The sequence below is a fragment of the Micromonospora sp. MA102 genome (assembly GCF_025460765.1).
Taxonomy (GTDB): Bacteria; Actinomycetota; Actinomycetes; order Mycobacteriales; family Micromonosporaceae; genus Micromonospora; species Micromonospora halotolerans.
Genome location: NZ_JAMWEG010000027.1, coordinates 22636 through 46433, shown reverse-complemented (window position 1 = coordinate 46433; position 23798 = coordinate 22636). Strand labels below are relative to the sequence as shown.

Annotated in this window: 24 protein-coding genes; 14 read left to right on the top strand and 10 right to left on the bottom strand. The window is 74.7% G+C overall.

Annotation, left to right across the window (positions count from 1 at the left end; all coding sequences use genetic code 11):
* Window positions 1-32 precede the first annotated feature (32 nt).
* Both NFX44_RS31880 and NFX44_RS31875 read left to right on the top strand, forming a co-directional pair.
* Window positions 33-1202, top strand: coding sequence for a sensor histidine kinase (locus tag NFX44_RS31880; protein WP_262287310.1), 1170 nt, complete (start codon window positions 33-35; stop codon window positions 1200-1202).
* Entirely contained in the window at window positions 1199-1855 is a 657-nt protein-coding gene (locus NFX44_RS31875; protein WP_262287309.1) for a response regulator transcription factor, read from the top strand. The genes NFX44_RS31880 and NFX44_RS31875 overlap by 4 nt, the downstream gene beginning before the upstream one ends.
* A gap of 119 nt (window positions 1856-1974) precedes the next feature.
* Here the strand turns inward: NFX44_RS31875 and NFX44_RS31870 are convergent, their stop codons facing one another.
* Window positions 1975-2337, bottom strand: coding sequence for a nuclear transport factor 2 family protein (locus NFX44_RS31870; RefSeq protein WP_262287308.1), 363 nt, complete (start codon window positions 2335-2337; stop codon window positions 1975-1977).
* Between the two features lie 180 nt (window positions 2338-2517).
* Here NFX44_RS31870 and NFX44_RS31865 point away from each other — a divergent pair, with 180 nt between their 5' ends.
* Window positions 2518-2967, top strand: coding sequence for an iron chaperone (locus NFX44_RS31865; protein WP_262287307.1), 450 nt, complete (start codon window positions 2518-2520; stop codon window positions 2965-2967).
* Here NFX44_RS31865 and NFX44_RS31860 read toward each other — a convergent pair.
* A complete protein-coding gene (locus tag NFX44_RS31860; RefSeq protein ID WP_262287306.1) occupies window positions 2936-3727 on the bottom strand; it encodes a trans-aconitate 2-methyltransferase in 792 nt (263 codons plus the stop codon). The genes NFX44_RS31865 and NFX44_RS31860 overlap by 32 nt on opposite strands.
* A gap of 184 nt (window positions 3728-3911) precedes the next feature.
* On the opposite strand from NFX44_RS31860, the gene NFX44_RS31855 reads away from it, so the two are divergent.
* The 6 genes from NFX44_RS31855 (at window position 3912) to NFX44_RS31830 (ending at window position 13061) form a co-directional block, all read left to right on the top strand.
* The gene (locus NFX44_RS31855) at window positions 3912-4721 is read left to right on the top strand and encodes an inositol monophosphatase family protein (protein WP_262287305.1); all 810 of its coding nucleotides are present in this window, start codon (window positions 3912-3914) and stop codon (window positions 4719-4721) included.
* A gap of 277 nt (window positions 4722-4998) precedes the next feature.
* Window positions 4999-6363, top strand: a complete 1365-nt coding sequence (locus NFX44_RS31850) for a glutamine synthetase family protein (protein WP_262287304.1) — start codon at window positions 4999-5001, stop codon at window positions 6361-6363.
* Between the two features lie 39 nt (window positions 6364-6402).
* On the top strand, window positions 6403-7758 hold the full coding sequence (locus NFX44_RS31845; protein ID WP_262287303.1) for an aldehyde dehydrogenase: 1356 nt from the start codon (window positions 6403-6405) through the stop codon (window positions 7756-7758).
* Between the two features lies 1 nt (window position 7759).
* A complete protein-coding gene (locus NFX44_RS31840; protein WP_091268577.1) occupies window positions 7760-8527 on the top strand; it encodes a 3-oxoacyl-ACP reductase in 768 nt (255 codons plus the stop codon).
* Entirely contained in the window at window positions 8524-9282 is a 759-nt protein-coding gene (locus tag NFX44_RS31835; RefSeq protein ID WP_262287302.1) for a gamma-glutamyl-gamma-aminobutyrate hydrolase family protein, read from the top strand. Before NFX44_RS31840 ends, NFX44_RS31835 begins: the two co-directional genes overlap by 4 nt.
* Window positions 9283-9398: 116 nt before the next feature.
* Window positions 9399-13061: a SpoIIE family protein phosphatase gene (locus tag NFX44_RS31830; RefSeq protein ID WP_262287324.1), complete on the top strand. Its 3663-nt coding sequence runs from the start codon at window positions 9399-9401 to the stop codon at window positions 13059-13061.
* A gap of 19 nt (window positions 13062-13080) precedes the next feature.
* Here NFX44_RS31830 and NFX44_RS31825 read toward each other — a convergent pair whose 3' ends face one another.
* Window positions 13081-13395 (bottom strand): STAS domain-containing protein, encoded by a 315-nt coding sequence (locus NFX44_RS31825; RefSeq protein WP_262287301.1) that lies wholly within the window; start codon window positions 13393-13395, stop codon window positions 13081-13083.
* 94 nt (window positions 13396-13489) lie between these two features.
* Between NFX44_RS31825 and map the strand changes: the two genes are divergently transcribed.
* Both map and NFX44_RS31815 read left to right on the top strand, forming a co-directional pair.
* A complete protein-coding gene (gene map, locus NFX44_RS31820) occupies window positions 13490-14347 on the top strand; it encodes a type I methionyl aminopeptidase (RefSeq protein WP_262287300.1) in 858 nt (285 codons plus the stop codon).
* Window positions 14344-15060 carry a VIT1/CCC1 transporter family protein gene (locus NFX44_RS31815; protein WP_262287299.1) on the top strand — a complete coding sequence of 239 codons (717 nt, stop codon included), beginning with the start codon at window positions 14344-14346 and terminating at the stop codon, window positions 15058-15060. Before map ends, NFX44_RS31815 begins: the two co-directional genes overlap by 4 nt.
* A gap of 16 nt (window positions 15061-15076) precedes the next feature.
* Here the strand turns inward: NFX44_RS31815 and NFX44_RS31810 are convergent, their stop codons facing one another.
* From NFX44_RS31810 to NFX44_RS31780, 7 genes are all read right to left on the bottom strand, one after another.
* Window positions 15077-15814, bottom strand: a complete 738-nt coding sequence (locus tag NFX44_RS31810; protein ID WP_262287298.1) for a nucleotidyltransferase domain-containing protein — start codon at window positions 15812-15814, stop codon at window positions 15077-15079.
* A gap of 104 nt (window positions 15815-15918) precedes the next feature.
* Window positions 15919-16398 (bottom strand): nitroreductase family deazaflavin-dependent oxidoreductase, encoded by a 480-nt coding sequence (locus tag NFX44_RS31805; RefSeq protein ID WP_262287297.1) that lies wholly within the window; start codon window positions 16396-16398, stop codon window positions 15919-15921.
* 58 nt (window positions 16399-16456) lie between these two features.
* Entirely contained in the window at window positions 16457-19144 is a 2688-nt protein-coding gene (locus NFX44_RS31800; protein ID WP_262287296.1) for an FtsX-like permease family protein, read from the bottom strand.
* A complete protein-coding gene (locus NFX44_RS31795; protein ID WP_262287295.1) occupies window positions 19141-19863 on the bottom strand; it encodes an ABC transporter ATP-binding protein in 723 nt (240 codons plus the stop codon). Before NFX44_RS31795 ends, NFX44_RS31800 begins: the two co-directional genes overlap by 4 nt.
* Window positions 19864-19880: 17 nt before the next feature.
* On the bottom strand, window positions 19881-20462 hold the full coding sequence (locus tag NFX44_RS31790; RefSeq protein WP_262287294.1) for a PadR family transcriptional regulator: 582 nt from the start codon (window positions 20460-20462) through the stop codon (window positions 19881-19883).
* Window positions 20463-20532: 70 nt separating this feature from the next.
* Window positions 20533-20973, bottom strand: coding sequence for a ferritin-like domain-containing protein (locus tag NFX44_RS31785; RefSeq protein WP_262287293.1), 441 nt, complete (start codon window positions 20971-20973; stop codon window positions 20533-20535).
* Window positions 20970-21419 carry a hypothetical protein gene (locus tag NFX44_RS31780; protein WP_262287323.1) on the bottom strand — a complete coding sequence of 150 codons (450 nt, stop codon included), beginning with the start codon at window positions 21417-21419 and terminating at the stop codon, window positions 20970-20972. Before NFX44_RS31780 ends, NFX44_RS31785 begins: the two co-directional genes overlap by 4 nt.
* 264 nt (window positions 21420-21683) lie before the next feature.
* Between NFX44_RS31780 and rimP the strand changes: the two genes are divergently transcribed.
* From rimP to NFX44_RS31765, 3 genes are read left to right on the top strand one after another with little or no spacing between them, the layout of a single operon-like run.
* Window positions 21684-22340 (top strand): ribosome maturation factor RimP, encoded by a 657-nt coding sequence (rimP, locus tag NFX44_RS31775; protein WP_262287292.1) that lies wholly within the window; start codon window positions 21684-21686, stop codon window positions 22338-22340.
* Complete coding sequence (gene nusA / locus NFX44_RS31770) at window positions 22337-23380, top strand: transcription termination factor NusA (RefSeq protein ID WP_262287291.1); 1044 nt, start codon at window positions 22337-22339, stop codon at window positions 23378-23380. The genes rimP and nusA overlap by 4 nt, the downstream gene beginning before the upstream one ends.
* A 16-nt stretch (window positions 23381-23396) precedes the next feature.
* Window positions 23397-23732 (top strand): YlxR family protein, encoded by a 336-nt coding sequence (locus NFX44_RS31765; protein WP_262287290.1) that lies wholly within the window; start codon window positions 23397-23399, stop codon window positions 23730-23732.
* Window positions 23733-23798 lie beyond the last annotated feature (66 nt).

Genomic DNA, 23798 nt, shown 5'->3' with positions numbered 1-23798 from the left:
GGCGCGGCGGCGGACCGGGCATGAGAGGCGTCATGATTCTCGCTGGCGGGCGCACCGCCCTGCGCCGGCCGGGCCTGCCGGGCGTGCTGGTCGAGGCCGCGTTCGGCGTGCTGCTCGCCGCCGGTGTCGCCCTCGAGACGGCGGCGGTGCTGAGTCGCCGCCCGGCCTGGCCGGTGGGTGCCGCGTTCGTGCTGGTCTCGGCAGCGGTGTGCGGGCTGGCGCTGCTGCGACGACGGTTCCCCGGCCGGGCGGCGGCGGTGGCGATCGCCCTGTGCGCGGTCGCCGAGCTGGTCGACTGGCGGACCGGCCGGCAGGGCCAACCCGCCCCGATCGCCTGCCTCGCGCTCCTCGTGGTGGTCGCCTCCGCGGTGCGTCACCTGCCCGCTCCGGGCGCCGTCGCGGTAGCCGCCGGCTCCGGGGTGGTCGCCGCCGGCACCGTCGAGCGGTACGCGACCTACCTGGCCCAGGACGTCCCGAACGCGCTGACGGCCACGAAGGTCATGGCGGCCGGCTGGGCGGTCGCGGTCGCGGTGGGCCTGTGGCGGCGGCTCGGCGACGCGCGGCGGCGGGCCATGGTCGACGGGATACGGCGGACCGAACGGCTGGCCCTCGCCCGGGACCTGCACGACGTCGCGGCCCACCACCTCACCGGCCTGATCATCCAGGCGCAGGTCGCGCAGCTGGCCACCGATGCCGACCCGCCCACGACCCGGGCCACCCTCCGCGGGATCGAGACGGCCGGCGCGCAGGCGCTCGCCTCCCTGCGGCAGGTCGTGCGGCTGCTGCGGGCCGACGAGCCGGAGATCGCGCCCGTGCCGGATTCGCTGGCCGAGCTCATCGGGCGATTCGACGGCACCGGCATCCGCGCGAACCTCCACCTGCCGGACGGCCCCGTGCCGGCCGACTGGCCGTCGGCGACCACCGTCGGCATCTACCGCATCGTGCAGGAGGCGCTGACCAATGTGGTCCAGCATGCGCGCGACGCCCGTACCGTCACCGTGACGCTCGCCCACGACGGGCGGACCATCCGGCTCCGCGTCGCCGACGACGGACAGCCCGGCCGCGTCACCCGCCCCGCCGGCCACGGCCTGGTCGGCATGCGCGAGCGGGCCGCCGCCCTCGGCGGTGAGCTGAGCGCCGGTCCGGGCACGCCGGCCGGCTGGACGGTCGAGGCCACCATCCCCGCACCGGGAGCGTCATGACCATCCGCGTGCTCATCGCCGAGGACCAGGCGATCGTTCGCCGAGGTCTCCGGCTGCTGCTGGAGAGCCAGCCCGACATCACCGTGGTCGGCGAGGCCGGCGACGGCCCGGAGGCGATCAGCCTCGCCCGGGACCTCCGCCCGGACGTCTGCCTGGTGGACCTCCAGATGCCACGGCTGGACGGCGTCGACGTGACCCGCGCGCTCGCCGGCGCGGCCGTACGCGACCCGATGCGGGTCGTGATCATCACGACCTTCGACCTGGACGAGTACGTGTACGGCGCGCTCCGGGCGGGAGCGGTCGGGTTCATCCTCAAGGATTCCGGGCCGGCCCTGCTGGCCGAGGCGGTGCGGGCGGCGCACGCCGGTGACGCCATGATCTCGCCGTCGATCACGATGCGGCTGCTGAAGCAGTTCGGGCCGATCGCGGTCCGAACGCCGCACCGGCCTGCCCCACCGCTGACCGACCGGGAGATCGAGCTGATCAGGCGTCTCGCCCGGGGGCGCACCAACCAGGAGATCGCGCAGGAACTGTTCATCTCGCTGAGCACGGTGAAGGCCCACGTGGCCAACATCCAGGACAAGCTGCACCTGCGGAACCGCACCGAGATCGCCGCCTGGGCCTGGGAGAACCGGCTGGTGACGGAGACCTGACCCGGTGGATCGGCTGCACCGGTCGCCGGAGCGGGCCGCCAGGTTCGTGTCTCGTGCCGCTGCGCGCAGGAGGTCCGGAAGCTCATTTCCGACCCCGAACAGGACGCGATGCTCCGCCGTCACCCGACGATCTCCATCTCCGCGACGAGGCCGTCGACGAAGCGGTAGACGTGCGTGACGGTCTGGTCCACGAGCGTCGCTCCCGCCTTGTCCCGCACGACCTGCTTCACGGTGACGGCGACGCGACCGTCGCTCCCGGCCCGGAAGGCGGTGGGCACGACCGTCGGTTCGATCTGCGCCCACTGGCGGGTCCAGTAGGCGCGCACCTCGTCGTGCCCCCGCACGGTGCCGCCCTCCCAGCCGTTCGGCCACCGGACGTCGGCCGCCAACGCGGCGAGCAGCGCCGGCAGGTCGCGCCTGTTGAACGCCAGGTAGAGGTCGGTGAGCCGGCGTTGCCGGTCCGCTGTCTCCGGGTCCGTCATGCCGCCAGTGTCGTCGGCGGCAACCCCTCTGACGGGCCCCTTTCGCAACGGGCAGAACGCCCGCGCCGGGCCCGCGAACTCGATCAGGAATCAAGAAGCACCCCCGCTGCCACCGGGCCTAGCCTTCTTCCCAGGTGGCCGGCACCACGCCGAGCCTGAACAACGCCAGGGGGCCCGAGAATGTCCGCGAAGAACTCCACGACCGTGTCCGACGGCTTCAGCGCCGAGGAGCGCGCCGCCATGAAGCAGCGCGCCGCCGAGCTGCGCGCTGAGGGCAAAAAGGGCGCCAAGAAGGCCGACGACCTGCAGGCGCTCCTGGACCGGATCGCGCAGATGGCGCCGGACGACCGTGCGCTCGCCGAGCGCGTGCACGCGACCGTGACCGCGGCCGCCCCGAACCTGTCCCCGAAGACCTGGTACGGGATGCCCGCCTACGCCAACGCCGACGGCAAGATCGTCGTCTTCTTCCAGGACTCCGGCAAGTTCAACTACCGCTACTCGACGCTGGGCTTCCAGGACACGGCCAACCTCGACGACGGCGACCTGTGGCCGGTGTCGTACGCGCTCCAGAAGTGGAGCCCCGCGGTGGAGAAGAAGATCACCGCCCTGGTGAAGGCCGCGGTCTCCTGACCGTCACGCGCCGCGCGAGATGCACGGTGATGTCGGCACCGATCTCGACCGTCTCGGGCAGGACCCGCAGGATCCGGCGATACACCTCCTCCTGCTCCGGGACCGGCAGAAGGAGATAGGCCGAGACGGTCGACAGATGACCGACGTAGTCGCGAGCGGTCATCGTCAGCCGTCGCTCGACCACGGACTGCCGCACATCGGTGAACCACTCGGACCGTTGAAGTTCGGTACCCGGCCACTGCATGGCGTCTCCCGGAGGCGTCCCGTCCGGCGACGGCACCTCGTCGCTCGCCAGGAACGGTGCCCGGGCCGCGCGAACGGCCTCCTCCACCGCGGGGTCGGCAAGCTGGAACGGCCCCCCGAACGAGGCGAAGACGCCACCCGGCTCCACGAGCGCGGCCATGCGGGACCACCGATCCTGCGGGTTCGTCCAGTGCAGCGCCGCCGCCGCATAGACCAACCCGTAGCTCTCGCCCGGTGGCAGGTCCTCGAACGCGGCCTGCACGGTCCTGACGCCTGCCGGCAGGTGCCTGCGCAGCTCGGCCAGCATGGCCCCGTCCGGCTCGGTGGCGGTCACCGTGACCCCGCGTCCCGCGAACAGGCGGGTGGCCTTCCCCGTCCCGGCGCCGATCTCCAGGGCGGTCCGGACGGCCCGGCCCGCGTACGCCATCACCATGTCGAAAAGCTCCACAAGATAGCCCGGCCGGAACCGTTCGTACGCCTCCGCCACCGCCCCGAAGCTCAGTGCCCGCCCCGCCATGCCGAGATCCTGACACCGTTCGCACCGTCAGCGCCGCACCTTTTGTGGCGCTGACGGTGCTGCGGCAGGTGCCCCGACCGCGAGAGAAATCAGCGGCGGCGGAGCACCGGCGTCACGACGCTCGCGCCTCGTCGGCCGGACGGCAGGGCGCGCTCGGAGCCGGCCCGGCAACTATCGTGCGTGCATGTCGATCAACGACCGGGATCTGGTCATCGAGGCGGCGGCAGCCGGTGCCGCGGTCGTGCGCTCGCACTACGGGGCATCGCTGGCACGCTTCGAGAAATCCGCCGGAGACTTCGCCACGACGGCTGACATCGAAGCGGAGAAGGCCATCCTCGACGTCCTGCGGGCCGCCCGGCCGGACGACCTCGTGCTGGCGGAGGAGAGCGGGCGCACGGGCACCGGCGGAAGCGGACGCACCTGGCTGGTCGACCCGCTGTGCGGGACGTTGAACTACGCCGTACGCAACATGCTGGTCTCGGTCAACGTCGCGCTGCGAACCGGAACGCAGGTCGTCGCGGCGGCCTCGGCGGACCCGTTCGCCGACGAGGTGTTCTGGACCGACGGCGTCGGCGCCAACGTGCGTCGCGGCGGCGTGGACGAGCAGCTCGCTCCCTCGGCCGAGTCGAGGCTGGTGGACGTCAACCTCGATCCACCGTTCCCCAACGAGCGGGTCTTCCAGGCCGCCCGGTTACTCGCCGACCGAGGTTTCATCGAGCGGTTCCGCCCCCGTGTCGTCTCCACCACCCTGGCGGTGGCCTGGGTCGCCGCCGGTCGCCGCGCCGCCTACGTGACCGACGGCCACCTGCGCGACAGCGTCCACTTCGCGGCCGGCATCGCCCTCAGTCAGGCGGCCGGCTGTGTGGTGACCGGGATCGACGGCCAGCCTCTGCACACCGGGGCGGGCGGTCTCGTCGTGGCCGCCGACGAGCAGACCCACGCCGCCCTGTTGGCGCTTGTCGAGAAGCAGCGTCCCGCAGATGCCAACCGGTGATGATGAAGAAGGCCCCCGGCCGTAGGTGGAGGGCCTTCTGCGGGATGCCGGGGATGATCAGCCGACCGTGTCATCATCACCGCCCTCAATGGCTTACGCCCACGTCCGTCCGGCCGTCAAGCCGGCGCCTGCTCGTGGTGCCGGACCAGATCGCGCCCTGGCGCACCATGACCGACCCGGTTCCCGCCGCCGACCGATCGCGTTTGCGACGGTGGCCGCAGGGGGCATTGACGGTGATCCGGTTCTGCCAGTAGACCTTGGTGATGGAGGCGCGCCAATGAGGAAAGCTCCGCTCACGCTGGAACAGCTGCGCGTCGCGGTCGCCGAGGGCGAGATCGACACGGTGGTGCTCGCGCTGACCGACATGCAGGGCCGCCTCCAGGGCAAGCGCTTCCACGCCCCCTACTTCCTGGACCAGGTGGTCGCGCACGGCAGCGAGGGCTGCAACTACCTGCTCGCCGTGGACGTCGACATGAACACCGTCGACGGCTACGCCATGTCGAGCTGGGAACGCGGCTATGGCGACTTCGCCATGCGACCCGACCTGGGCACGCTGCGCCGGGTGCCCTGGCAGCCCGGCACCGTGATGCTGCTGGCCGACCTGGAGTGGCTGGACGGCTCGGGCCCGGTGGTGGCCTCGCCCCGGCAGATCCTGCGCCGGCAGCTCGACCGGCTGGCCGCACTCGGGCTGACCGCGTACGCGGGCACCGAGCTGGAGTTCGTGCTGTTCCGCGACTCGTACGAGGAGGCGTGGCGGCGCGGCTACCGCGAGCTGACCCCGGCCAACCAGTACAACGTGGACTACTCCCTGCTCGGCACCGCCCGGGTGGAGCCGCTGCTGCGCCGGATCCGCACCGAGATGGCCGCCGCCGGGCTGACCCCGGAGAGCGCCAAGGGAGAGTGCAACCTCGGCCAGCACGAGATCGCCTTCCGCTACGACGAGGCGGTGGCGTGCGCCGACCACCACGTCATCTACAAGAACGGGGCGAAGGAGATCGCCGCCCAGGAGGGCATGGCGATCACCTTCATGGCCAAGCCGAACGCGCGCGAGGGCAACTCCTGCCACATCCACTTCTCGCTGCGCGACGCCGACGGCCGCTCGGCCATGCTCGGCGACGGGCCGGCGCACCTGTCGGTCACCGGGCAGCGGGTGCTGGCCGGGCTGCTCGCCACCATGCGCGAGTTCAGCCTGCTGTTCGCCCCCAACATCAACTCCTACAAGCGTTACCAGCCCGGCTCGTTCGCCCCGACCGCCCTGCGCTGGGGCACCGACAACCGCACCTGCGCGCTGCGGCTGGTCGGGCACGGCCAGGGGATGCGCGTGGAGAACCGGGTGCCGGGCGCGGACGTCAACCCGTACCTGGCGATCGCCGCGCTGGTCGCCGGGGCGGTGCACGGCATCGAGCGGGAGCTGGAGCTGGGTGAGGAGTGCAGCGGGAACGCGTACGACGACGCCGGGGCCGAGCGGGTGCCCGGCACGCTGCGCGACGCCCTCGGGCTGTGGGAGTCCTCGGAGACGGCCCGGGAGGCGTTCGGCGCCGAGGTGGTCGACCACTACGCCAACAACGCGCGGGTGGAGCTGGCCGCCTTCGACGCCGCGGTCACCGACTGGGAGCTGGTGCGTGGCTTCGAACGCCTCTGACCTTGCGCTCGGGGCGCCGCCAGGAGAAGGGTGGGGCGCGTGACCCAGGTGATCAATCCGGCGACCGGTGAGCCGCTGCGCGAGGTGCCGGCGACCTCGCTCGCGGAGACGGACGCGGCCATCGAGCGGGCGGCGGCGGCCTTCGAGACGTGGCGCGCGGTGGCGCCGGGGGACCGGGCGCGGCTGCTGCGGCGGTTCGCGGCCGTGGTCGACGCGCACCGGGAGGAGCTGGCGCTGCTGGAGGTGCGCAACGCCGGCCACACGATCGGCAACGCGCGCTGGGAGGCCGGCAACGTCCGGGACGTGCTCGACTACTACGCGGGCGCGCCGGAGCGGCTGACCGGGCACCAGATCCCGGTGCCCGGCGGCCTCGACGTCACGTTCCACGAGCCGCTCGGCGTGGTCGGCGTGATCGTGCCGTGGAACTTCCCCATGCCCATCGCGGGCTGGGGGTTCGCCCCCGCGCTCGCCGCCGGCAACACGGTGGTGCTCAAACCGGCCGAGCTGACCCCGTTGACCGCGCTCCGCCTGGCCGAGCTGGCCCTCGACGCCGGCCTGCCGGAGGGCGTGTTCACGGTGCTGCCCGGTCAGGGCGGCGTGGTGGGCGAGCGGTTCGTCACCCACCCGGCGGTCCGCAAGGTCTGCTTCACCGGCTCCACCGAGGTCGGCACCCGGATCATGGCGGGCTGCGCCGCCCAGGTGAAGCGGGTGACGCTGGAGCTGGGGGGGAAGTCCGCCAACCTCGTCTTCGCCGACGCCGACCTGGCGAAGGCGGCGGCCGCCGCGCCGGCCGCGGTCTTCGACAACGCGGGCCAGGACTGCTGCGCCCGCTCCCGCATCCTGGTTCAGCGCCCGGTGTACGACCGCTTCCTGGAACTGCTCGAACCGGCCGTGCGCGGGTTCCGGGTCGGGGACCCGGCCGCCGAGACCGCCGAGATGGGCCCGCTGATCTCCGCCGGGCACCGGGACCGGGTCGCCGGGTACGTCGACGGGGCGAAGGTGGCCTTCACCGGCGACCGCCCCGACGGCGCCGGTTTCTGGTACGCCCCGACCGTGCTGCTCGCCGACTCCCCGGCCGACCGGCACTGGCGGGAGGAGATCTTCGGCCCGGTGGTCTCGGTGCTCCCGTTCGACGACGAGGCGGACGCGATCCGCCTGGCCAACGACACCGAGTACGGCCTCTCCGGCTCGATCTGGACCCGCGACGTGGGCCGCGCGGTCCGGGTGGCCCGGGCGGTCGAGTCCGGCAACCTCAGCGTCAACTCGCACTCCTCGGTGCGCTACTGGACCCCCTTCGGCGGGATGAAGCGCTCCGGCCTGGGCCGGGAGCTGGGTCCGGACGCGCTGCACGCCTTCACCGACGTCAAGAACGTGTTCATCAGCACGGAGGAGTGAGATGCAGGGACGGCTTCAGGACCGGGTCGCCGTGGTGACCGGGGCGGGCAGCGGCATCGGCCTGGCCACCGTGCGGCGGTTCGCCGCCGAGGGGGCCCGCGTGGTCTGCGTGGACATCGACGCCGAGGCGGGCAAGCGGGCCGCCGACGAGGTGGCCGGCGAGTTCGTCGCCGCCGACGTGGCCGACGAGGCGGCCGTCCGGGACCTCTTCGACGGGGTGGCCGAGCGGCACGGCCGGGTGGATGTGGCGTTCAACAACGCCGGCATCTCGCCGCCGGACGACGACTCGATCCTGGAGACCGGGCTGGACGCCTGGGAGCGGGTGCTGCGGGTCAACACCACAAGCGTCTACCTGTGCTGCAAGTACGCCATCCCGCACATGCGCCGGCAGGGCAAGGGCTCGATCATCAACACCGCCTCGTTCGTGGCGCTGATGGGGGCGGCGACGTCGCAGATCGCGTACACGGCGAGCAAGGGCGGGGTGCTGGCGATGACCCGGGAGCTGGGCGTGCAGTTCGCCCGGGAGGGCATCCGGGTCAACGCGCTCTGCCCCGGCCCGGTGGCCACGCCGCTGCTGTTGGAGCTGTTCGCCAAGGACCCGGAGCGGGCCGCCCGCCGCCTCGTCCACGTGCCGATGGGCCGGTTCGGCAACCCCGAGGAGATCGCCGCCGCGGTGGCGTTCCTGGCCAGCGACGACGCCTCGTTCATGACCGCCGCGCAGTTCGTGGTGGACGGCGGGATCACCGGCGCCTACGTGACACCGCTATGAGTCGACGGCCGGTGATCGGCATCACGTCGTACGTCGAGCCGGCCGGCTGGGCGGTGTGGCGGGACGTGCCGGCGACGCTGGTGCCGCAGGCGTACGTCCGGGCGGTGACCGCGGCCGGCGGCCGGGCCGTGGTGCTGCCCCCGGACGACGCCGACGCCGACGTGCTGCGGGTGCTGGACGGGCTGCTGCTGGCCGGCGGCGCCGACGTCGGCCCGGATCGGTACGCCGCCACGCCCGACCCGCGCACCGAGAGCCGGCCGGACCGGGACGCCGGCGAGCTGGCGCTGCTGACCGCCGCCCTCGCCGCCGACCTGCCGGTGCTCGGCGTGTGCCGGGGCATGCAGTTGCTCGCGGTGGCCTACGGCGGCACGCTGCACCAGCACCTCCCGGACGTGGTGGGGCACGACGGCCACCGCCCCGCCCCCGGGGTGTACGGGTCGCATCCGGTCCGGTTCGCCGCCGGCAGCCTGGCCGGGGCCGTGATGGCCGGGGTGGACCGGGTCAACTCGTACCACCATCAGGGGGTCGCCGACCCGGGCGGCCTGGCCGTGACCGGCTGGGCCGACGACGGGGTGGTGGAGGCCGTCGAGGATCCGGCGCGGCGCTTCCTGCTCGGCGTGCAGTGGCACCCGGAGAACGACGCCGATCCCCGACCGGTGGCCGCCCTGGTCGACGCGGCGGCCGGCGCCGCCCCGGCCCACCCCGCGCCCGCTCGACTCGCCGCCGGCCACCGGTTGGGTCAGGATGAGGCGTAGGTAACCAGCGTCCAACCGGGGGCATGCGTTACGTTGCTCATCCGCCGGGGTAGTAGGCGGGGACGACCGGCGTGATCGCGCCGGTCGTCGTGGACATGGCCGGCGCGGGAGGCTGCATGGGCTCGGCCCAGGGGGGCGGGGACGTCGATCGTTCGTCCCCGGGGACCGGGGAGGCGCAACTCTCTCCACTGCTGACCGCGGCGTTCGCCGCCGGCGGTGAGATGGGCGAGCGGCTACGCGGCTTCGACTGGTCCAGCTCCCCGCTCGGTATGCCGCACGCCTGGCCGCCCGCGCTCAGCCACGCGGTCAGCACGATGCTCTCCTCGCGGGCCCAGATCGTGCTGTTCTGGGGGCCGGACCACCTGGCCTTCTACAACGACGCCTACCGGCCCACCATCGGCGACAAGCACCCGGCGGTCCTCGGCCAGTCCGCCCGCCAGCACTGGGCGGAGACCTGGGACGTGCTCGGGCCGCTGCTCGAGGGCGTGCACGGCACCGGGACGCCCTACCGTGGCGAGAATCACCCCTTCGTGCTCGACCGGCACGGCTTCCTGGAGGACGTCTACTTCGACATCTCGTACGACCCGATCCGGGACGTCGACGGCAGCGTCAACGGGGTGTTCTGCTTCGTCAACGAGACCACCGGGCGGGTGGTCGGAGAGCGGCGGCTGCGGGCCCTGGCCGAGCTGGGCACCGAGCTGGCCGACGTGCGCAGCACCGTGGAGCTGGGCCGGGCCGCCGTCCGGGTGCTCGACTCGCATCGGGCCGACGTGCCGTTCAGCGCCGTCTGGCTGCACGACGAGGCCGGCACCCCGGTGCTGGCCGGCTGCGGGGGACTGGACCCGGGCCGGGTCACCGGCGGGCCGCCGGCGCTCCGCTCCGGCGAGACCCCGGACGAGGCCCGCTGGGTCTCCACCGCGGACCTGCTCGGCGTGGTGCCGCCGGACGCGGCCGACCGGGCGCTGCTGCTGCCGCTCACCGCCGTCAACGAGCCCGCCGGTGTGCTGCTGCTCGGGGTGGCCCGCCGGCTGCCCTTCACCGACGACTACCGCCACTTCACCGACCTGGTCGCCGCCCAGATCTCCCGGGCCGTCAGCAAGCAGCGGGCGTACGAGCAGGAGCAGGCCCGGGCCGCCGAGCTGGCCGCCCTCGACCGCGCCAAGACCAACTTCTTCGCCAACGTCAGCCACGAGTTCCGCACCCCGCTCACCCTGGTGCTCGGGCCGCTGGAGGACCTGCTCGCCGACCGCGCCCTGCCCGAGGCGTACCTCGACCGGCTGGCCATGATGCACCGCAACGCGCTGCGGCTGCTCAAGCTGGTCAACACCGTGCTCGACTTCTCCCGGCTGGAGTCCGGCCGGCTGGCCGCCCGCTACCAGCCCACCGATCTGGCCGACTACACCGCCCGGCTGGCCAGCACCTTCCGCTCGGTCACCGAGCGGGCGGGGCTGCGCCTGGTGGTGGACTGCCCGCCGCTGCCCGCGCCGGTCTACGTCGACCGGGACATGTGGGAGAAGATCGTCCTCAACCTGGTGTCGAACGCCGTCAAGTTCACCTTCGACGGCGAGATCCGGGTCCGGGTCGACGCCCGCGACGGCGCCGCCGTGCTGGAGGTCACCGACACCGGGGTGGGCATCGCGCCGGACGAGCTGCCCCAGGTGTTCGAGCGGTTCCACCGGGTGCCCGGGGCCCGCTCCCGTACCCACGAGGGCACCGGCATCGGCCTCGCCCTGGTCCGCGAGCTGGTCGAGATGCACGGCGGCACGGCCGAGGCGCACAGCGTCGTCGACCGGGGGAGCACCTTCACGGTGCGGGTGCCGTTCGGGTACGCGCACCTGCCCGCCGACCGGGTGGCCGCCCTCGCCCCGGTGCCGCTGACCGAGCCCGAGCAGGCCCGGCTCTACGTCGCCGAGACCGCGCTCTGGACCGACGAGGTGGCGCGGCCGGGCGGCCTGCCGGAGCCGGTGGAGGCGCCGGGCGGCGCGGGCCGGATCCTGGTCGCCGACGACAACGCCGACCTGCGGGAGCACGTGAGCCGGCTGCTCTCCCCGGCGTACGAGGTGGTCACCGTGCCGGACGGCGTGGAGGCGCTGCGGCTGGCCCTCGACTCCCCGTTCGACCTGGTGCTGACCGACGTCATGATGCCCCGGCTGGACGGCTTCGGGCTGGTCACCGCGCTGCGCGCCAACCCGGGCACCCGGGGAGTGCCGATCGTGCTGCTCTCCGCCCGGGCCGGCGCCGCCGAGGAGGTCGCCGGGCTCTCCGTCGGCGCGGACGACTACCTCACGAAGCCCTTCTCCAGCCAGGAGCTGATCGCCCGGGTCCGGGCCAACGTGGAGCTGGGCCAGCTCCGCGGCCAGATCATCCGCCGGCTGCGGGCGCTCGCCGACGCCGCGGTGGCGATCAACACCGCCCGGTCCACCGCCGAGGTGGTGCGGGTCGCCGCGCGGCACGCGCTCGGCCTGGCCGAGGCCGCCCGGGTGGTGGTCACGGCCACCGGCGCCCGCTACGAGGCGGACGGCGGCGGGGACGCCTCCGCGGAGCCCTCGGTCGTGCTGCCGCTGACCGGCACCACCGACGAGCAGCTCGGCGAGCTGCGGGTCTGGCGCCGGGAGGGCGGCAGCACCGAGCAGGCGGCACTCACCGAACTGGCCCGGCTGGTCGGCGTGCGGCTGGAGAACGCCCGGCTCTACGAGGCCGAGCACCGGATCGCCACGACCCTCCAGCACAGCCTGCTGCCGCGCACGCTGCCGCAGCTCCCGGGGGCCGTGGTGGCCAGCCGCTACCTCCCGGGCAGCGCCGAGGTCGAGATCGGCGGCGACTGGTACGACGTGATCGGCACCGCCGACGACGAGCTGGTGCTGGTGATCGGCGACGTGGTCGGCAAGGGGGTGCGGGCCGCGGCCGCGATGGGCCAGCTCCGCAACGCGCTGCGGGCGTACGTGCTGGAGGGCTACGACCCGGGTGAGGCGCTGACCCGGCTCAACCGGCTGGTCGGCTCCACCGAGGGCGGCTCGTTCGCCACCGTGGTCTGCCTCCGCTTCTCCCCGCGCGCCGGCCGGCTGCGGTACGCGAGCGCGGGCCACCCGCCGCCGCTGCTGATCCGCGGGGACGACGCGGTGTTCCTGCACGACCACGCGCTCGGGCCACCGGTCGGGGCCATCCCCGGCACGGTGTACCGGACCGACGACGCCGCGCTGCCCCCCGGCGGCCGGCTGCTGCTCTACACCGACGGGCTGATCGAGGACCGGCGGGCCGGCATCGACGCCGGGCTCGGCCAGCTCCGGGCGGACGCGACCGCCCGGAGCGAGCACGTGGCCGACCTCGTCGACGCGGTGGTCGAGCGGGTCGCCGGGCGTACCCGGCACGACGACGTGGCCGTGCTGGCGCTGGAGGCGACCGAGCTGAACCGCTTCGCGCTGCGGCTGCCGGCCGACCCGACGCGGCTCAGCGTGCTGCGCAAGCGGCTGGAGGACTTCCTCATCGCCCACCATGTCGGCGAGACCGACCTGTTCGACCTCACGGTGGCCATCTCCGAGGCCGCCGCCAACGCCATCGAGCACCCGGTCGCGCCGGCCGAGCCGACGATCGGCGTCGAGGTGACCATCGAGGACCGGACGGTGACCGCGACGGTCCGGGACAGCGGCCGGTGGAAGGAGTCCACCGGCTCGACCCTCCGGGGTCGGGGGCTGGCGCTGATCCAGGCGCTCGGTGAGATGACCGTGACCCGCACGGACGACGGCACCGAACTGGTGCTGCGCCGCCGGCTGGCGGACTGAGGGCGCGGCGGGCGGCGGCTCAGGCCTGCGTGAGCCAGTCCTGCTCGCCCAGACCGGAGATCTCCAGCACCCGCCGCACCTGCCGGGACGGCAGCACGGTGAGCGCGCCGGGGAGCTGCTGGGCGAGCCGGACCACCGCGTGGATCGCGGCCGAGTCGAAGAAGGTCACCGCCCGCAGGTCGAGCGTGACGTGGCGGGCGGACTCCCGCAGGACCGTCTGGTACATGGTGTCGGCGGTCGCCATGTCGACCTCGCCGGCCACCTGGACGCGCAGTTGATCACCGTCGATCTCCGCAGTCACGGAGAAGACAGGCGGCGCACCCCCTTGATCCACGGAGCAACAATGGCACAGCCCTTGCGGTGCGGCAACAACCTGGGCCAGCGGGCCGTGGCGGGGGTCACCGGGAGCGCGGCGATAGGCTTGCGCCATGACCGTCCGTGCGCCGCTGACCCCAGGCACGCTCTCCCCGTGGCGAGCGGTTCCCGCTGACATCCCGCGTCCCGAGTACGTGGGCAAGAAGCGTCCCCAGGAGTGGCGCGGCTCGCACGTGCAGACGCCGGAGACCATCGAGAAGATGCGCCTGGCCTGCCGGCTCGCCGCCCAGGCCACCCGGCTGGCCGGGGAGCACTGCAAGCCGGGGGTGACCACCGACGAGATCGACAAGGTGGTCCACGAGTTCCTCTGCGACCACGGCGCCTACCCGTCGACGCTGGGCTACAAGGGCTTCCCGAAGTCCTGCTGCACCAGCCTCAACGAGGTCATCTGCCACGGCATCCCGGACTCCACGGTGCTCGAGGACGGCGACATCATCAACGTCGACGTGACCGCGTACATCGGCGGGGTGCACGGCGACACCGATGCCACCTTCTGCGTGGGCGAGGTCAGCGAGGAGGCCCGCCTGCTGGTCGAGCGGACCCACGAGGCGATGATGCGCGGCATCAAGGCGGTCGCGCCGGGCCGGCAGATCAACGTGATCGGCCGGGTCATCGAGTCGTACGCCAAGCGGTTCGGCTACGGCGTGGTGCGCGACTTCACCGGCCACGGCATCGGCGAGTCCTTCCACAGCGGCCTCTACGTGCCGCACTACGACAGCCCGCGCCCCACCGACGTGATGGAGCCCGGGATGACCTTCACCATCGAGCCGATGATCACCCTCGGCACCTACCAGTACGACATGTGGGACGACGGCTGGACCGTGGTCACCAAGGACCGCCGCTGGACGGCCCAGTTCGAGCACACCATCGTCGTGACCGACGACGGCCACGAGATCCTCACGCTGCCGTGACCGACACCCCGGCGGCGCTGCGCGAGGCGCACCACGCGGACGTGTCCGGCGGCTGGCTCCGCCCGGCCGTGTTCGGGGCGATGGACGGGCTGGTCACCAACATCGCGCTGATCGCCGGCGTCGGCGGCGGCGGGGTGTCGCCGCGCAGCGTCGTCCTCACCGGCGCGGCCGGGCTGGTGGCCGGCGCCATCTCGATGGGGCTGGGCGAATACACCAGCGTCCGCTCGGCCAACGAGCAGGTGGCCGCCGAGGTGGCCAAGGAGCGGCGCGAGCTGGAGCGGCACCCCGAGGCGGAGGCCCGCGAGCTGGCCGACGCGTGGGTGGCCCGGGGGCTGCCGCGGGACCTGGCCACCCAGGTCGCCGAGGCGGTCCGGCGCAACCCGGAGGAAGCGCTGCGGGTGCACGTCCGGGAGGAGCTGGGCGTCGACCCCGACGAGCAGCCCAGCCCGTGGGCGGCGGCGGTCTCCTCGTTCCTCTGCTTCTCGCTGGGCGCGCTGGTGCCGCTGGTCACCTACCTGCTCGGCTTCACCAGCCTCGCGCTGGCGCTCGCCGTCGGCGGGGTGGGGCTCTTCGTGGCCGGTGCGATCGTGGCCCGGTTCACCAACCGCACCTGGTGGACCAGCGGGTTGCGGCAGCTGCTGCTCGGGTCCCTCGCGGCCGGCGCCACCTACCTGGTCGGCGCCCTGATCGGCATCCAGGGCGGGATCGGCTGACCGCCCCCGGGCCGGCCTAGCCGCCGAGCAGGTCGTCCACCGTGCCGTCGACCGGGCGGCCCCGGGCGGCCAGCTCCTCGGCCTGGCGGGCCAGCACCGTGCCCACCTCGGTCATGTCCGCCCCGGCCAGGCCGGTGCGCCGCACCGCGTCGCCCGGGTCGCGGAAGTAGGTGCGGCTCAGCAGCCCCTGCACGGTGGCCGCGGCCAGCCGGGCCTCGCCGAGCATGAGCAGCGCCGGGTCCGTCTCGTACCATTCCGCCAGCCGCAGCGCCCGGGCGTGCGCCGCGCTGCCCCGGTACCAGGCCTGGCGGGCCGCGGCGGTGAACTCGGCCGGCCGGGCCCGGGCCAGCCGGGCCAGGTGCTCGTCGCGGAGGGTGCGCAGCCAGCCGGTCGGGTCGTGCAGGGCGCGGGTGGTCACGTACCGGTCGGCGGTGAGCGGCCAGAGCGCGGTGATCGCCGTGGCCTGCCGCAGGTAGTCGTCGGCCGCGGCCACCGTGAGGTCGACCAGCACCCCGGCCACCCGGCGGGTGGCCGGGGACGGCCCGCCGCCCGGCCGATAGGTGGCCACCAGCAGCCCCACCTCGCCGCTGCCGCCGCCGTCGTCGTCGCCGTGCGCCAGCGGGCCGTGCACGGCCACGGCGAGGACGTCCGCCGGGAACCGGCGCAGCGCCGCGTCGCTCACCCGCTCGGCGACCCGCCAGCGGGGATCGTCCAGGTAGCGGTCGGTGTCCAGCTCGGCGCCGCCGGCTTCCACGGTCCACCTCCGTTCCGCGCGCGGCCCGCCCGGCAGCGGCCCGGCGCGCCCGACCACCACCCTAGCCAGCCGGACCGGGCCCGCCGGCACGCCGCGCCCGACGGTCAGGCGGCCCGCTCGCCCGCTGGGACCAGCCGGAACACCCGGATCTCCCGGCCGCCGGCCCGCTCCACATAGGTGCGGTAGGCCGGCCACTCCTCGACCAGCCGGGCGAACAGCCGCTCCCGCTCCGCGCCGCTGATCGGCTCGGCGCGCACCGGGACGCGGCGCCCCTTGACGTCGACCTCGGCGGCCGGCTGGGCGAGCAGGTTCAGCGACCAGGCGGGCTGGTGCTGCTGCCCCCAGTTCGAGCCGATCACCACGAAGGAGTCGCCGTCCGGGACGTAGAGCAGGGGGTTGCTGCGCGGCTTGCCGGAGCGGCGGCCGGTGGTGGTGAGGACCAGCGAGGGCACCAGGCCGAAGGCGACCACCCGCCCCTTCGTGAGCCGGCCGACCAGCCGGTCAGCGGGGACGAGCAGGCGCATGGTGGCGGCGAACCACTTCTGGTGACCGAGACGGCGGGTGAGGGACTGCACGGCGGACACCCGCCCAGTGTGCCGCCCGCATCCGGCCCGCGACACCCCCCGACCGGATCGAGGGCGGTCAGTCCAGCCGGCGCTCGACGGGCAGCCGCGACCGGGTGAGCAGGGCCGCACCCACCATGGCCACCAGCGGCACCACCACCAGCACGGTCAGCGTCGACCCGGGAACCACGAGCGGGTACGGCGGCTCCACCGGCCAGGACTGGGCGTACCGGCGGTTCAGCGAGATCAGGATGATGGCCGCCGAGCCGAGGCCGGCGAGGATGCCGAGCACCGACCCCAGCACCGCGATCACGCCGGCCTGGCAGAGCGACAGCAACCGGCGTACCCGGGGATCGGCACCGACGGCGGCGAGGGTGGACAGGTCCCGGCGGCCCTCGGCGGCGGCGAGGCCGGTGGCCACCGCCGCCGCGCCCAGCGTGATCATGCCGGCGGCGCCGGCCAGCAGGAGCAGCAGCGGGCGCTGGTCGGACGGCGGTCCGGCCGCCGCCACCTGGACCGCCAGCGGGGCGACCCCGCTCAGCTCGGCGGCCAGGGCGTCGCGCTGGCGGTCGGTCGGCGCGTCGGCGGTGTCGACCAGGTAGCCCAGCGGCGCCGGCACGAGGCCGAGCGTGGCGGCCGCCGCCGGGGAGACCACCAGCCGGTCCACCGGGAGGCCGCCGCGCAGCGCGTACCCGGGCAGCGTGACCCCGGCCTTCAGCTCGCCGGAGCCGTGGCTGACCTCCACCCGCACGCGGCCGTCCACCACCTGCCCGGGGTCGGTGACCACCACCCCGCCCGCCGCCAGCGTCCGGCGGGCCGCCGCCACCTCCTCGGCCGGGGCGCCGGTGAGCGCGGGCAGCACCGTCCCGTCGTCCACGATGGCCGGCAGGTAGAGGTCGCTCGGCTCGCGGAACGGCCGGACGCAGCGCGGGTCGGTCCGCGCCGCGGCGGGACCGGCATCCATCGGGTCGTACGGGCAGCGCTGCTCGGGCGGGCGCACCGCCGTGGCGACGCAGTAGTCCTCCGGGTCCGCCGGCCGGGCGCACTCCGGAGCGGCGAGCGGAACCACGGTGGCGTCCGGCAGCACCGCCCGGACCCGCCCGGCCACCTCCCCGGCCGGGGGCAGCGCGCCGGTGGCCGGCCCGTCGGTGCGCTGGAGCAGCACGTGCCCCGGGGGCAGGCCGGGCTGCCAGGCCGCCCGCTGCCGGGCGTCGTCGCTGGCCACGTAGGCGCCCAGCGCCACGCTGCCGGCCACCGCCGCCATCACGGCGGAGATGGCCGGCGCGGCCGACGAGCGGTTGCGGCTCGCGTCCCGCAGCGCCAGCCGGGGCGTCAGCGGCAGCAGCCGGCCGGTGCGGGCCAGCAACCCGATAAGCGTCGGGGTGCAGAAGACCAGCCCCAGCTCGCCCAGGACCACCCCGGCCAGCACCCCGGTGGGCGCGGTCCGGGTGGCGCCGTACGCGGCCACGGCGGCTCCGGCCACGGTGAGCAGCAGCCCGAGCGCCAGCCAGCGGCGCCCCGGCGGCGGCGGCTCCCGCCGGCCGGCCAGCCCGGCCACCACGTCCTGTCGGGCCGCCGTCCAGGCCGGTGCCAGCGCGGCCAGCACGCCCGCCAGCACCGCCACCCCGACGATCGCCACGAGCGCCGTCGGGAAGAGCCGGTACGCCCCGAAGCGCGCCTGCATGAGGTACTGCTCGACCAGCGGGCGGCCGGCGAACGCGGCGCCGATGCCGAGCAGCAGCCCGACGGCCGCCCCGCCCGCCCCGAGCACCACCCCGTCGGCGAGCACGATCCGGCGCAGGTGTGCGGCGTCCCCACCGGCCACCGCGACCAGGGCGAGGTCCCGCCGCCGCCGGCGGACGCCGACCGCGAAGGCCGGGCCGACCAGCAGCACCACCTCCAGCAGGCCGAGCCCGCCGACCAGCACCGTGTTGCCGGTCTCCTCGGCGTCGGGCAGGTTCGGTCCGGTGGCCATCTCCTCCCGGCCCGGCAGCGGGGTCCGGGCGGACACCAGGATCCCGTGGGCGTTCAACCGGTCGGCCAGCGCCGCGTCGACGGGGCCGGGCAGGTCCACCAGCCAGTTCTCGTCAGACGTGCCGGGCGGAGCGGGCGGGATCTCCGGCCGCAGCGCGACGACCTCCCGCAGGTTGTCCGGGAACTCCACCACCCCGACCACCCGGTAGGTCGTGCCGTCGATGGTCCGCACCGGCTCGTCGAGCCGGGCGCCCAGCCGGCGCAGCGCGGCCGGGCTCACCGCGATCTCGTCCGGCCGGCTGGGCCGCCGGCCCTCGCGGAGGGTGGCAAGCGGCCGGGCGAGCGGGTCGGTCAGGTCGACGGCGCGGGCGTCGAACGACGTGGTCTTCCCGTCGATCCGCACCTCGAACGGCACCCACAGGCGCACCCGGGTGAGCCGGCTGCCGGCGGGCAGCAGCGCGCGCACCTCGTCGGTGGTCACCGGGCGGGTCGGCGGCACCGACTCGCCCCCGACCGACCAGGAGCCCTCGCCCCAGGCGTCCTGGGCGATCGCGTTCAGGTCGATCCAGCGCAGCATCGCGTCGGCCCCGCCGAGTTGCCGGTCCATCCGCTCGGCCCGGGTCAGCTCGGCCATGTCGTAGCTCACCGCGGCGAAGGTCAGCCCGAGCACCGGCAGCGCGATCATCACGAGGACCAGCGCGGTACGCCGGCGCGCCCGGCGGGCCTCCCGCCGGGCGATCCGCAGCGCGGTCCGCCACGACCCGAGCGCGGCGGCGACCCGGCCCCGGTTCACCGACCGCTGCCGCTGAGCAGGTGCTCCACGCCGACGAGCGGTGCCGTCGAGTCCACCAGCACCCCGTCGCGGAGGAACACCACCCGGTCCGCCCAGCCGGCGTGCCGCGCCTCGTGGGTGACCAGCACCCCGGCCGCGCCGGCGTCCACCCGGCGGCGCAGCAGCTGCAGCACCGCCTCGCCGGCCTGCGAGTCCAGCGCGCCGGTGGGCTCGTCGGCGAGGACCAGGCGGCGCTCGCCGACCAGGGCCCGGGCGATCGCCACCCGCTGCTGCTGGCCGCCGGACATCTGGTCGGGGAACCGGTCCGCCAGCCCGGCCACGTCCACCTCGGCGAGCGCGGCCAGGGCCGACCGGCGCGCCGCCCGGACGCCGACGCCGTCCAGTTCGAGGGGGAGCGCCACGTTCTCCGCGGCGGTGAGGCTGCCGAGCAGGTTCAGGTCCTGGAAGACGTAGCCGATCCGGCGGCGGCGCAGCCGGGCCAGGTCGCGGGCCGACAGGCCGGCGAGGGACTCGCCCTCGACCACCACGTCCCCGCCGGTCGGCCGGTCCAGCCCGCCGGCCAGCGCGAGCAGTGTGGACTTGCCGGAGCCGGAGGGCCCCATCACGGCCACCAGTTCGCCGGCCGACACGGTGAGGCTCACCCCGCGCAGCGCGTGCACGGCCGCCTCGCCGGCGCCGTGGGTCCGGTGCACGCCCCGCAGCTCCAGCACGCCGCTCATGAGCCCACCTCCTGCCGTCACCGGCGGGCCGTCTCGTCGGCCCGGTCCACCGCCTCCGGCTGGGTGGCCGGCCGGCTCGGCGCCGGACGGTGGCGGACCAGGCTGGTCTCGCAGTGGTCGAGCCAGCGCACCTCGGCCTCGGCCTGGAAGATCATCGCGTCCAGCACCAGGCGCCAGGGCAGATCCTCCGGCTTGTCACTGGTGTACTTCAACCGGGTGAACTCCTGCAGGGCCCGCATGGTGGCGCTGCGCTGGGTCTGCACCACCGAGCGGACGTCCACGCCGGGGGTGGTGAGGGCCAGGGCCAGCTTGATCGACAGCTCGTCGCGGGGGCGGTCCGCCCGGCTGATCGGGGTGGCGAACCAGAGCGCCAGGTCCGCCCGCCCGGCGTCGGTGATCTCGTACGGCCGCTGCCCGCCGTCGCTCTCCGGCAGCGAGCGGACCAGGCCGTCGCGCTCCAGCCGGGCCAGGGTGGTGTACACCTGCCCGATGTTCAGCGGCCAGGTCGACCCGGTCGACTCCTCGAACGCGGAGCGGAGCTGGTAGCCGTACATCTGGCCGCGCTCCAGCAGGGCGAGCAGGCCGTGGCGGATGGACATGGCGTGGAGTATGCATACCTGGTATGCGGTCCGCAACCGCAGGGTTCCGCCGGGTGACCGGCGCCTCCGCTCAGGCCTGCCGGCCGGGGAACGGCACGGTGACCGGGGTCACCCCGGCGGTGCGCCGCCAGCGGGTGGCCCGCAGCGCGCAGTCGGTCAACGCGGCGAGCGCCCTGTTCCGGTCCGCCCCGGTGGTGTGCGCCAGCGCCGCCCGCCAGTGGCCGGCGGTCCGCTCCTCGACCTCGACGGCCAGCTTGAGCGCGCTCGCCCGGTCGGTCACCGGGTACGGCAGCGCGTAGCCGGCGTGGTCGGCGGGGATCTGACCACCGCCCGAGCTGAGCTGGAGGACCAGGGCGTCCCGGCGGGACCGGTGTGCCGCCTCGGCGGCGCGGGCGGCGGAGCGGGCCGCCTCGGTCAGGTGCACGCCGATCACCCCGTACGCCCAGATCGCCGCGTACTCGGCGGCGAGCGCGTCGCCGAGGGCCTGGGCCGGGCCGCTGGTCGGGCTCACTTCAACGCCTCCAGGTGGGTCGCCCGGGCCGCCGCGATCGACCCGAGCAGCGCGGCCCGCTCGGCGGGCGCGGCGGCGCACGCCTTCGCGGCGTTGTCCCGCCCCTCCTGCTCGGCCTGCCGCAGCTCGGTCCGGACCGTGTCCGAGTCGGCGGCGGCCTCCGACGGGGTGGCGGCGGGGCTGCCGGACGGTGCGGGCCGGCCGATGACCTTGCGCAACTCCTCGGCGTGCGCCCGGTGCGCGTCGGCGATCGCGGTGAACCGCTCGGCCAGCGCCGGGACGGCGGTGGCGGCGGCCCGGTAGCGGGCCTCCAGCGCGGTGGCCTCGGCCGCGAGCGGCTCCAGCGGATCGGGGGGTCGGGACTCGTCGCCGCGGTCGAAAAGATCACAGCCGGTCAGCGGCACGGCCGCGCCGCCGAGCGCCACCAGTGCCCCGGCGCGCAGCAGCGCCCGCCGGGAATGTCCCGGTGCGCCCTGATCCGATGTCGTTCTGCCGGTCGCCACCGGACAAGTCAACACCATCTCCGCCGCCCTGTGGGCCAGTGGCGTCGGTGCGCCGCCGGGGCCGCCGCCCGGCCCGCGCGTTACGCTCTGCGCAGCCACCGGGCGCGAACGCCCCGGTGGCGTGCCGGCATGGCGGCCCGACCGGTCCGCCCGAGCAGTGACACGACGGACCCCCGGGCCCGTGGCAAAAGCAGAGAGGTGCGCCGAATGACGCAGCGTGGCCGTGCCACCCGGCCGACGGGGCCCTCCGGGCGCCCCCGCCGGTCCGACGGCCCCCGTGGCGCGGACCGGAGCGGCGCACCCCGCGGCGACCTGAACGCCCGCCGGGCCCGGCTGCGCGAGGTGATCGAGCCGGTGGTCACCGCCGCCGGCTACGACCTGGAGGACCTCTCCGTGTCCCGCGCCGGCCGCCGCCACGTGGTCCGGGTGATCGTCGACGCCGACGGCGGGATCAACCTGGACGCCGTCGCGGACGTCTCGCGGGCGGTCTCGGCGGCGCTGGACGCCGCCGAGGAGGCCGGCGGCGACATCGTGGCCGGCGAGTACCAGCTCGAGGTCAGCTCGCCCGGCGTGGACCGCCCGCTCACCCTGCCCCGGCACTGGCGGCGCAACGCCGGCCGGCTGGTCAAGGTGACGGTCCACGGGCCCGAGGGTGACCGGCAGGTCACCGGCCGGATCGCCACCGCCGACGACGAGCGCGTGGCGCTGGAGACCGACGCCGGCCGTGCGGAGCACCCGTACGCCGAGCTCGGCCCCGGCCGGGTCCAGGTGGAGTTCACCCGCCTGGACGAGGTGGCCGACGAGGACTTCGGTGACGACACCGACATCGACGACGACGAAGATCTGGAGGACGAGGAGAGGTGAACATCGACCTCGCGGCGCTGCGCGCCCTGGAGCGCGAGCGGGAGATCCCGTTCGACACGATCCTCGCGGCGATCGAGACCGCGCTGCTGACCGCCTACCGGCACACCGACGGCGCCGAGCCGCACGCCCGGGTGGAGATCGACCGCAAGACCGGGGCCGCCTCGGTGTACGCCCAGGAGGTGGACGCCGACGGCAGCGTGGTCCGGGAGTGGGACGACACCCCGCACGACTTCGGCCGGATCGCGGCCATGACCGCCAAGCAGGTGATCCTCCAGCGGCTGCGGGAGGCCACCGACGAGGTGCACTTCGGCGAGTACGTCGGCCGCGACGGTGACCTGGTCACCGGCGTGGTGCAGGCGCACGAGGCGCGGTCCGAGAAGGGCATCGTCAGCGTCGACCTGGGCAAGCTGGAGGGCGTCCTGCCCCAGTCCGAGCAGGTCCCCGGCGAGCGGTACGCGCACGGCGAGCGGATCCGCTGCGTCGTGGTGCACGTCGCCAAGGGCATGCGCGGTCCGCAGATCACCCTGTCCCGGTCGCACCCGGCCCTGGTGAAGAAGCTCTTCGCCCTGGAGGTGCCGGAGATCGCCGACGGGACCGTGGAGATCGGCGCCATCGCGCGTGAGGCAGGTCACCGCACGAAGATCGCGGTGCGCTCGACCGCCCAGGGGGTCAACGCCAAGGGCGCCTGCATCGGCCCGATGGGCCAGCGGGTCCGCGCGGTGATGAGTGAGCTGCACGGCGAGAAGATCGACATCATCGACTGGTCGGACGACCCGGCCACCTTCGTCGGCAACGCGCTCTCCCCGGCCAAGGCGCTGCGGGTGGAGGTGGTCGACCTGGCCAGCCGGACCGCCCGGGTGACCGTCCCGGACTTCCAGCTCTCGCTGGCGATCGGGCGGGAAGGGCAGAACGCCCGGCTCGCGGCCCGGTTGACCGGTTGGCGGATCGACATCCGCTCCGACGCGGAGCAGAGCGGCACGGCCGGCCGGGGCGGAGCTGATCACGTTCCCGAGGCGGGCGGCGCGATCTCGAGCAGCTAGGGGTAGACTTCCTCCAGTGGCACGACGCGCGCTGCCGGAGCGCACCTGTGTGGGCTGCCGGAAACGAGCGCCGGCCAGCGAGTTGCTGCGAATCGTCGCGATCGGTGACGAGGCTGGTCATTACAGCCTCCGGCCCGATCCGGCTCGCAGACTGCCGGGTCGGGGAGCGAACATGCACCCGGATCCGGCCTGCTTCGCGCAGGCGGTGCGGCGCCGCGCCTTCGGGCGGGCACTGCGCGTCACCGGGGTCCCCGACCACGGTGCGCTCGCGGAGCACGTTGACGCGCCAACCCCGACGACCGGTCAGCCCGACCGGTCGAGGGTCGCTAGCAAGGTAGGACGACCGACATGAGCACACGATGAAGTCCCTGAAATGACCAGGCTTCAAGTGCACGAGTGAGGTCGCTGCGGGTGCTGC

What these genes read in the sequence shown, in the direction of transcription:
- NFX44_RS31830 (WP_262287324.1), top strand. Translation starts at nt 9,399, where the DNA reads ATGGGCTCGGCCCAGGGGGGCGGGGACGTCGATCGTTCGTCCCCGGGG.
- NFX44_RS31850 (WP_262287304.1), top strand. Translation starts at nt 4,999, where the DNA reads ATGAGGAAAGCTCCGCTCACGCTGGAACAGCTGCGCGTCGCGGTCGCC.
- map (WP_262287300.1), top strand. Translation starts at nt 13,490, where the DNA reads ATGACCGTCCGTGCGCCGCTGACCCCAGGCACGCTCTCCCCGTGGCGA.
- NFX44_RS31860 (WP_262287306.1), bottom strand. Translation starts at nt 3,727, where the DNA reads ATGGCGGGGCGGGCACTGAGCTTCGGGGCGGTGGCGGAGGCGTACGAA.
- NFX44_RS31875 (WP_262287309.1), top strand. Translation starts at nt 1,199, where the DNA reads ATGACCATCCGCGTGCTCATCGCCGAGGACCAGGCGATCGTTCGCCGA.
- NFX44_RS31880 (WP_262287310.1), top strand. Translation starts at nt 33, where the DNA reads ATGATTCTCGCTGGCGGGCGCACCGCCCTGCGCCGGCCGGGCCTGCCG.
- NFX44_RS31870 (WP_262287308.1), bottom strand. Translation starts at nt 2,337, where the DNA reads ATGACGGACCCGGAGACAGCGGACCGGCAACGCCGGCTCACCGACCTC.
- NFX44_RS31795 (WP_262287295.1), bottom strand. Translation starts at nt 19,863, where the DNA reads ATGAGCGGCGTGCTGGAGCTGCGGGGCGTGCACCGGACCCACGGCGCC.
- NFX44_RS31790 (WP_262287294.1), bottom strand. Translation starts at nt 20,462, where the DNA reads ATGTCCATCCGCCACGGCCTGCTCGCCCTGCTGGAGCGCGGCCAGATG.
- NFX44_RS31840 (WP_091268577.1), top strand. Translation starts at nt 7,760, where the DNA reads ATGCAGGGACGGCTTCAGGACCGGGTCGCCGTGGTGACCGGGGCGGGC.
- NFX44_RS31835 (WP_262287302.1), top strand. Translation starts at nt 8,524, where the DNA reads ATGAGTCGACGGCCGGTGATCGGCATCACGTCGTACGTCGAGCCGGCC.
- NFX44_RS31865 (WP_262287307.1), top strand. Translation starts at nt 2,518, where the DNA reads ATGTCCGCGAAGAACTCCACGACCGTGTCCGACGGCTTCAGCGCCGAG.
- NFX44_RS31855 (WP_262287305.1), top strand. Translation starts at nt 3,912, where the DNA reads ATGTCGATCAACGACCGGGATCTGGTCATCGAGGCGGCGGCAGCCGGT.
- rimP (WP_262287292.1), top strand. Translation starts at nt 21,684, where the DNA reads ATGACGCAGCGTGGCCGTGCCACCCGGCCGACGGGGCCCTCCGGGCGC.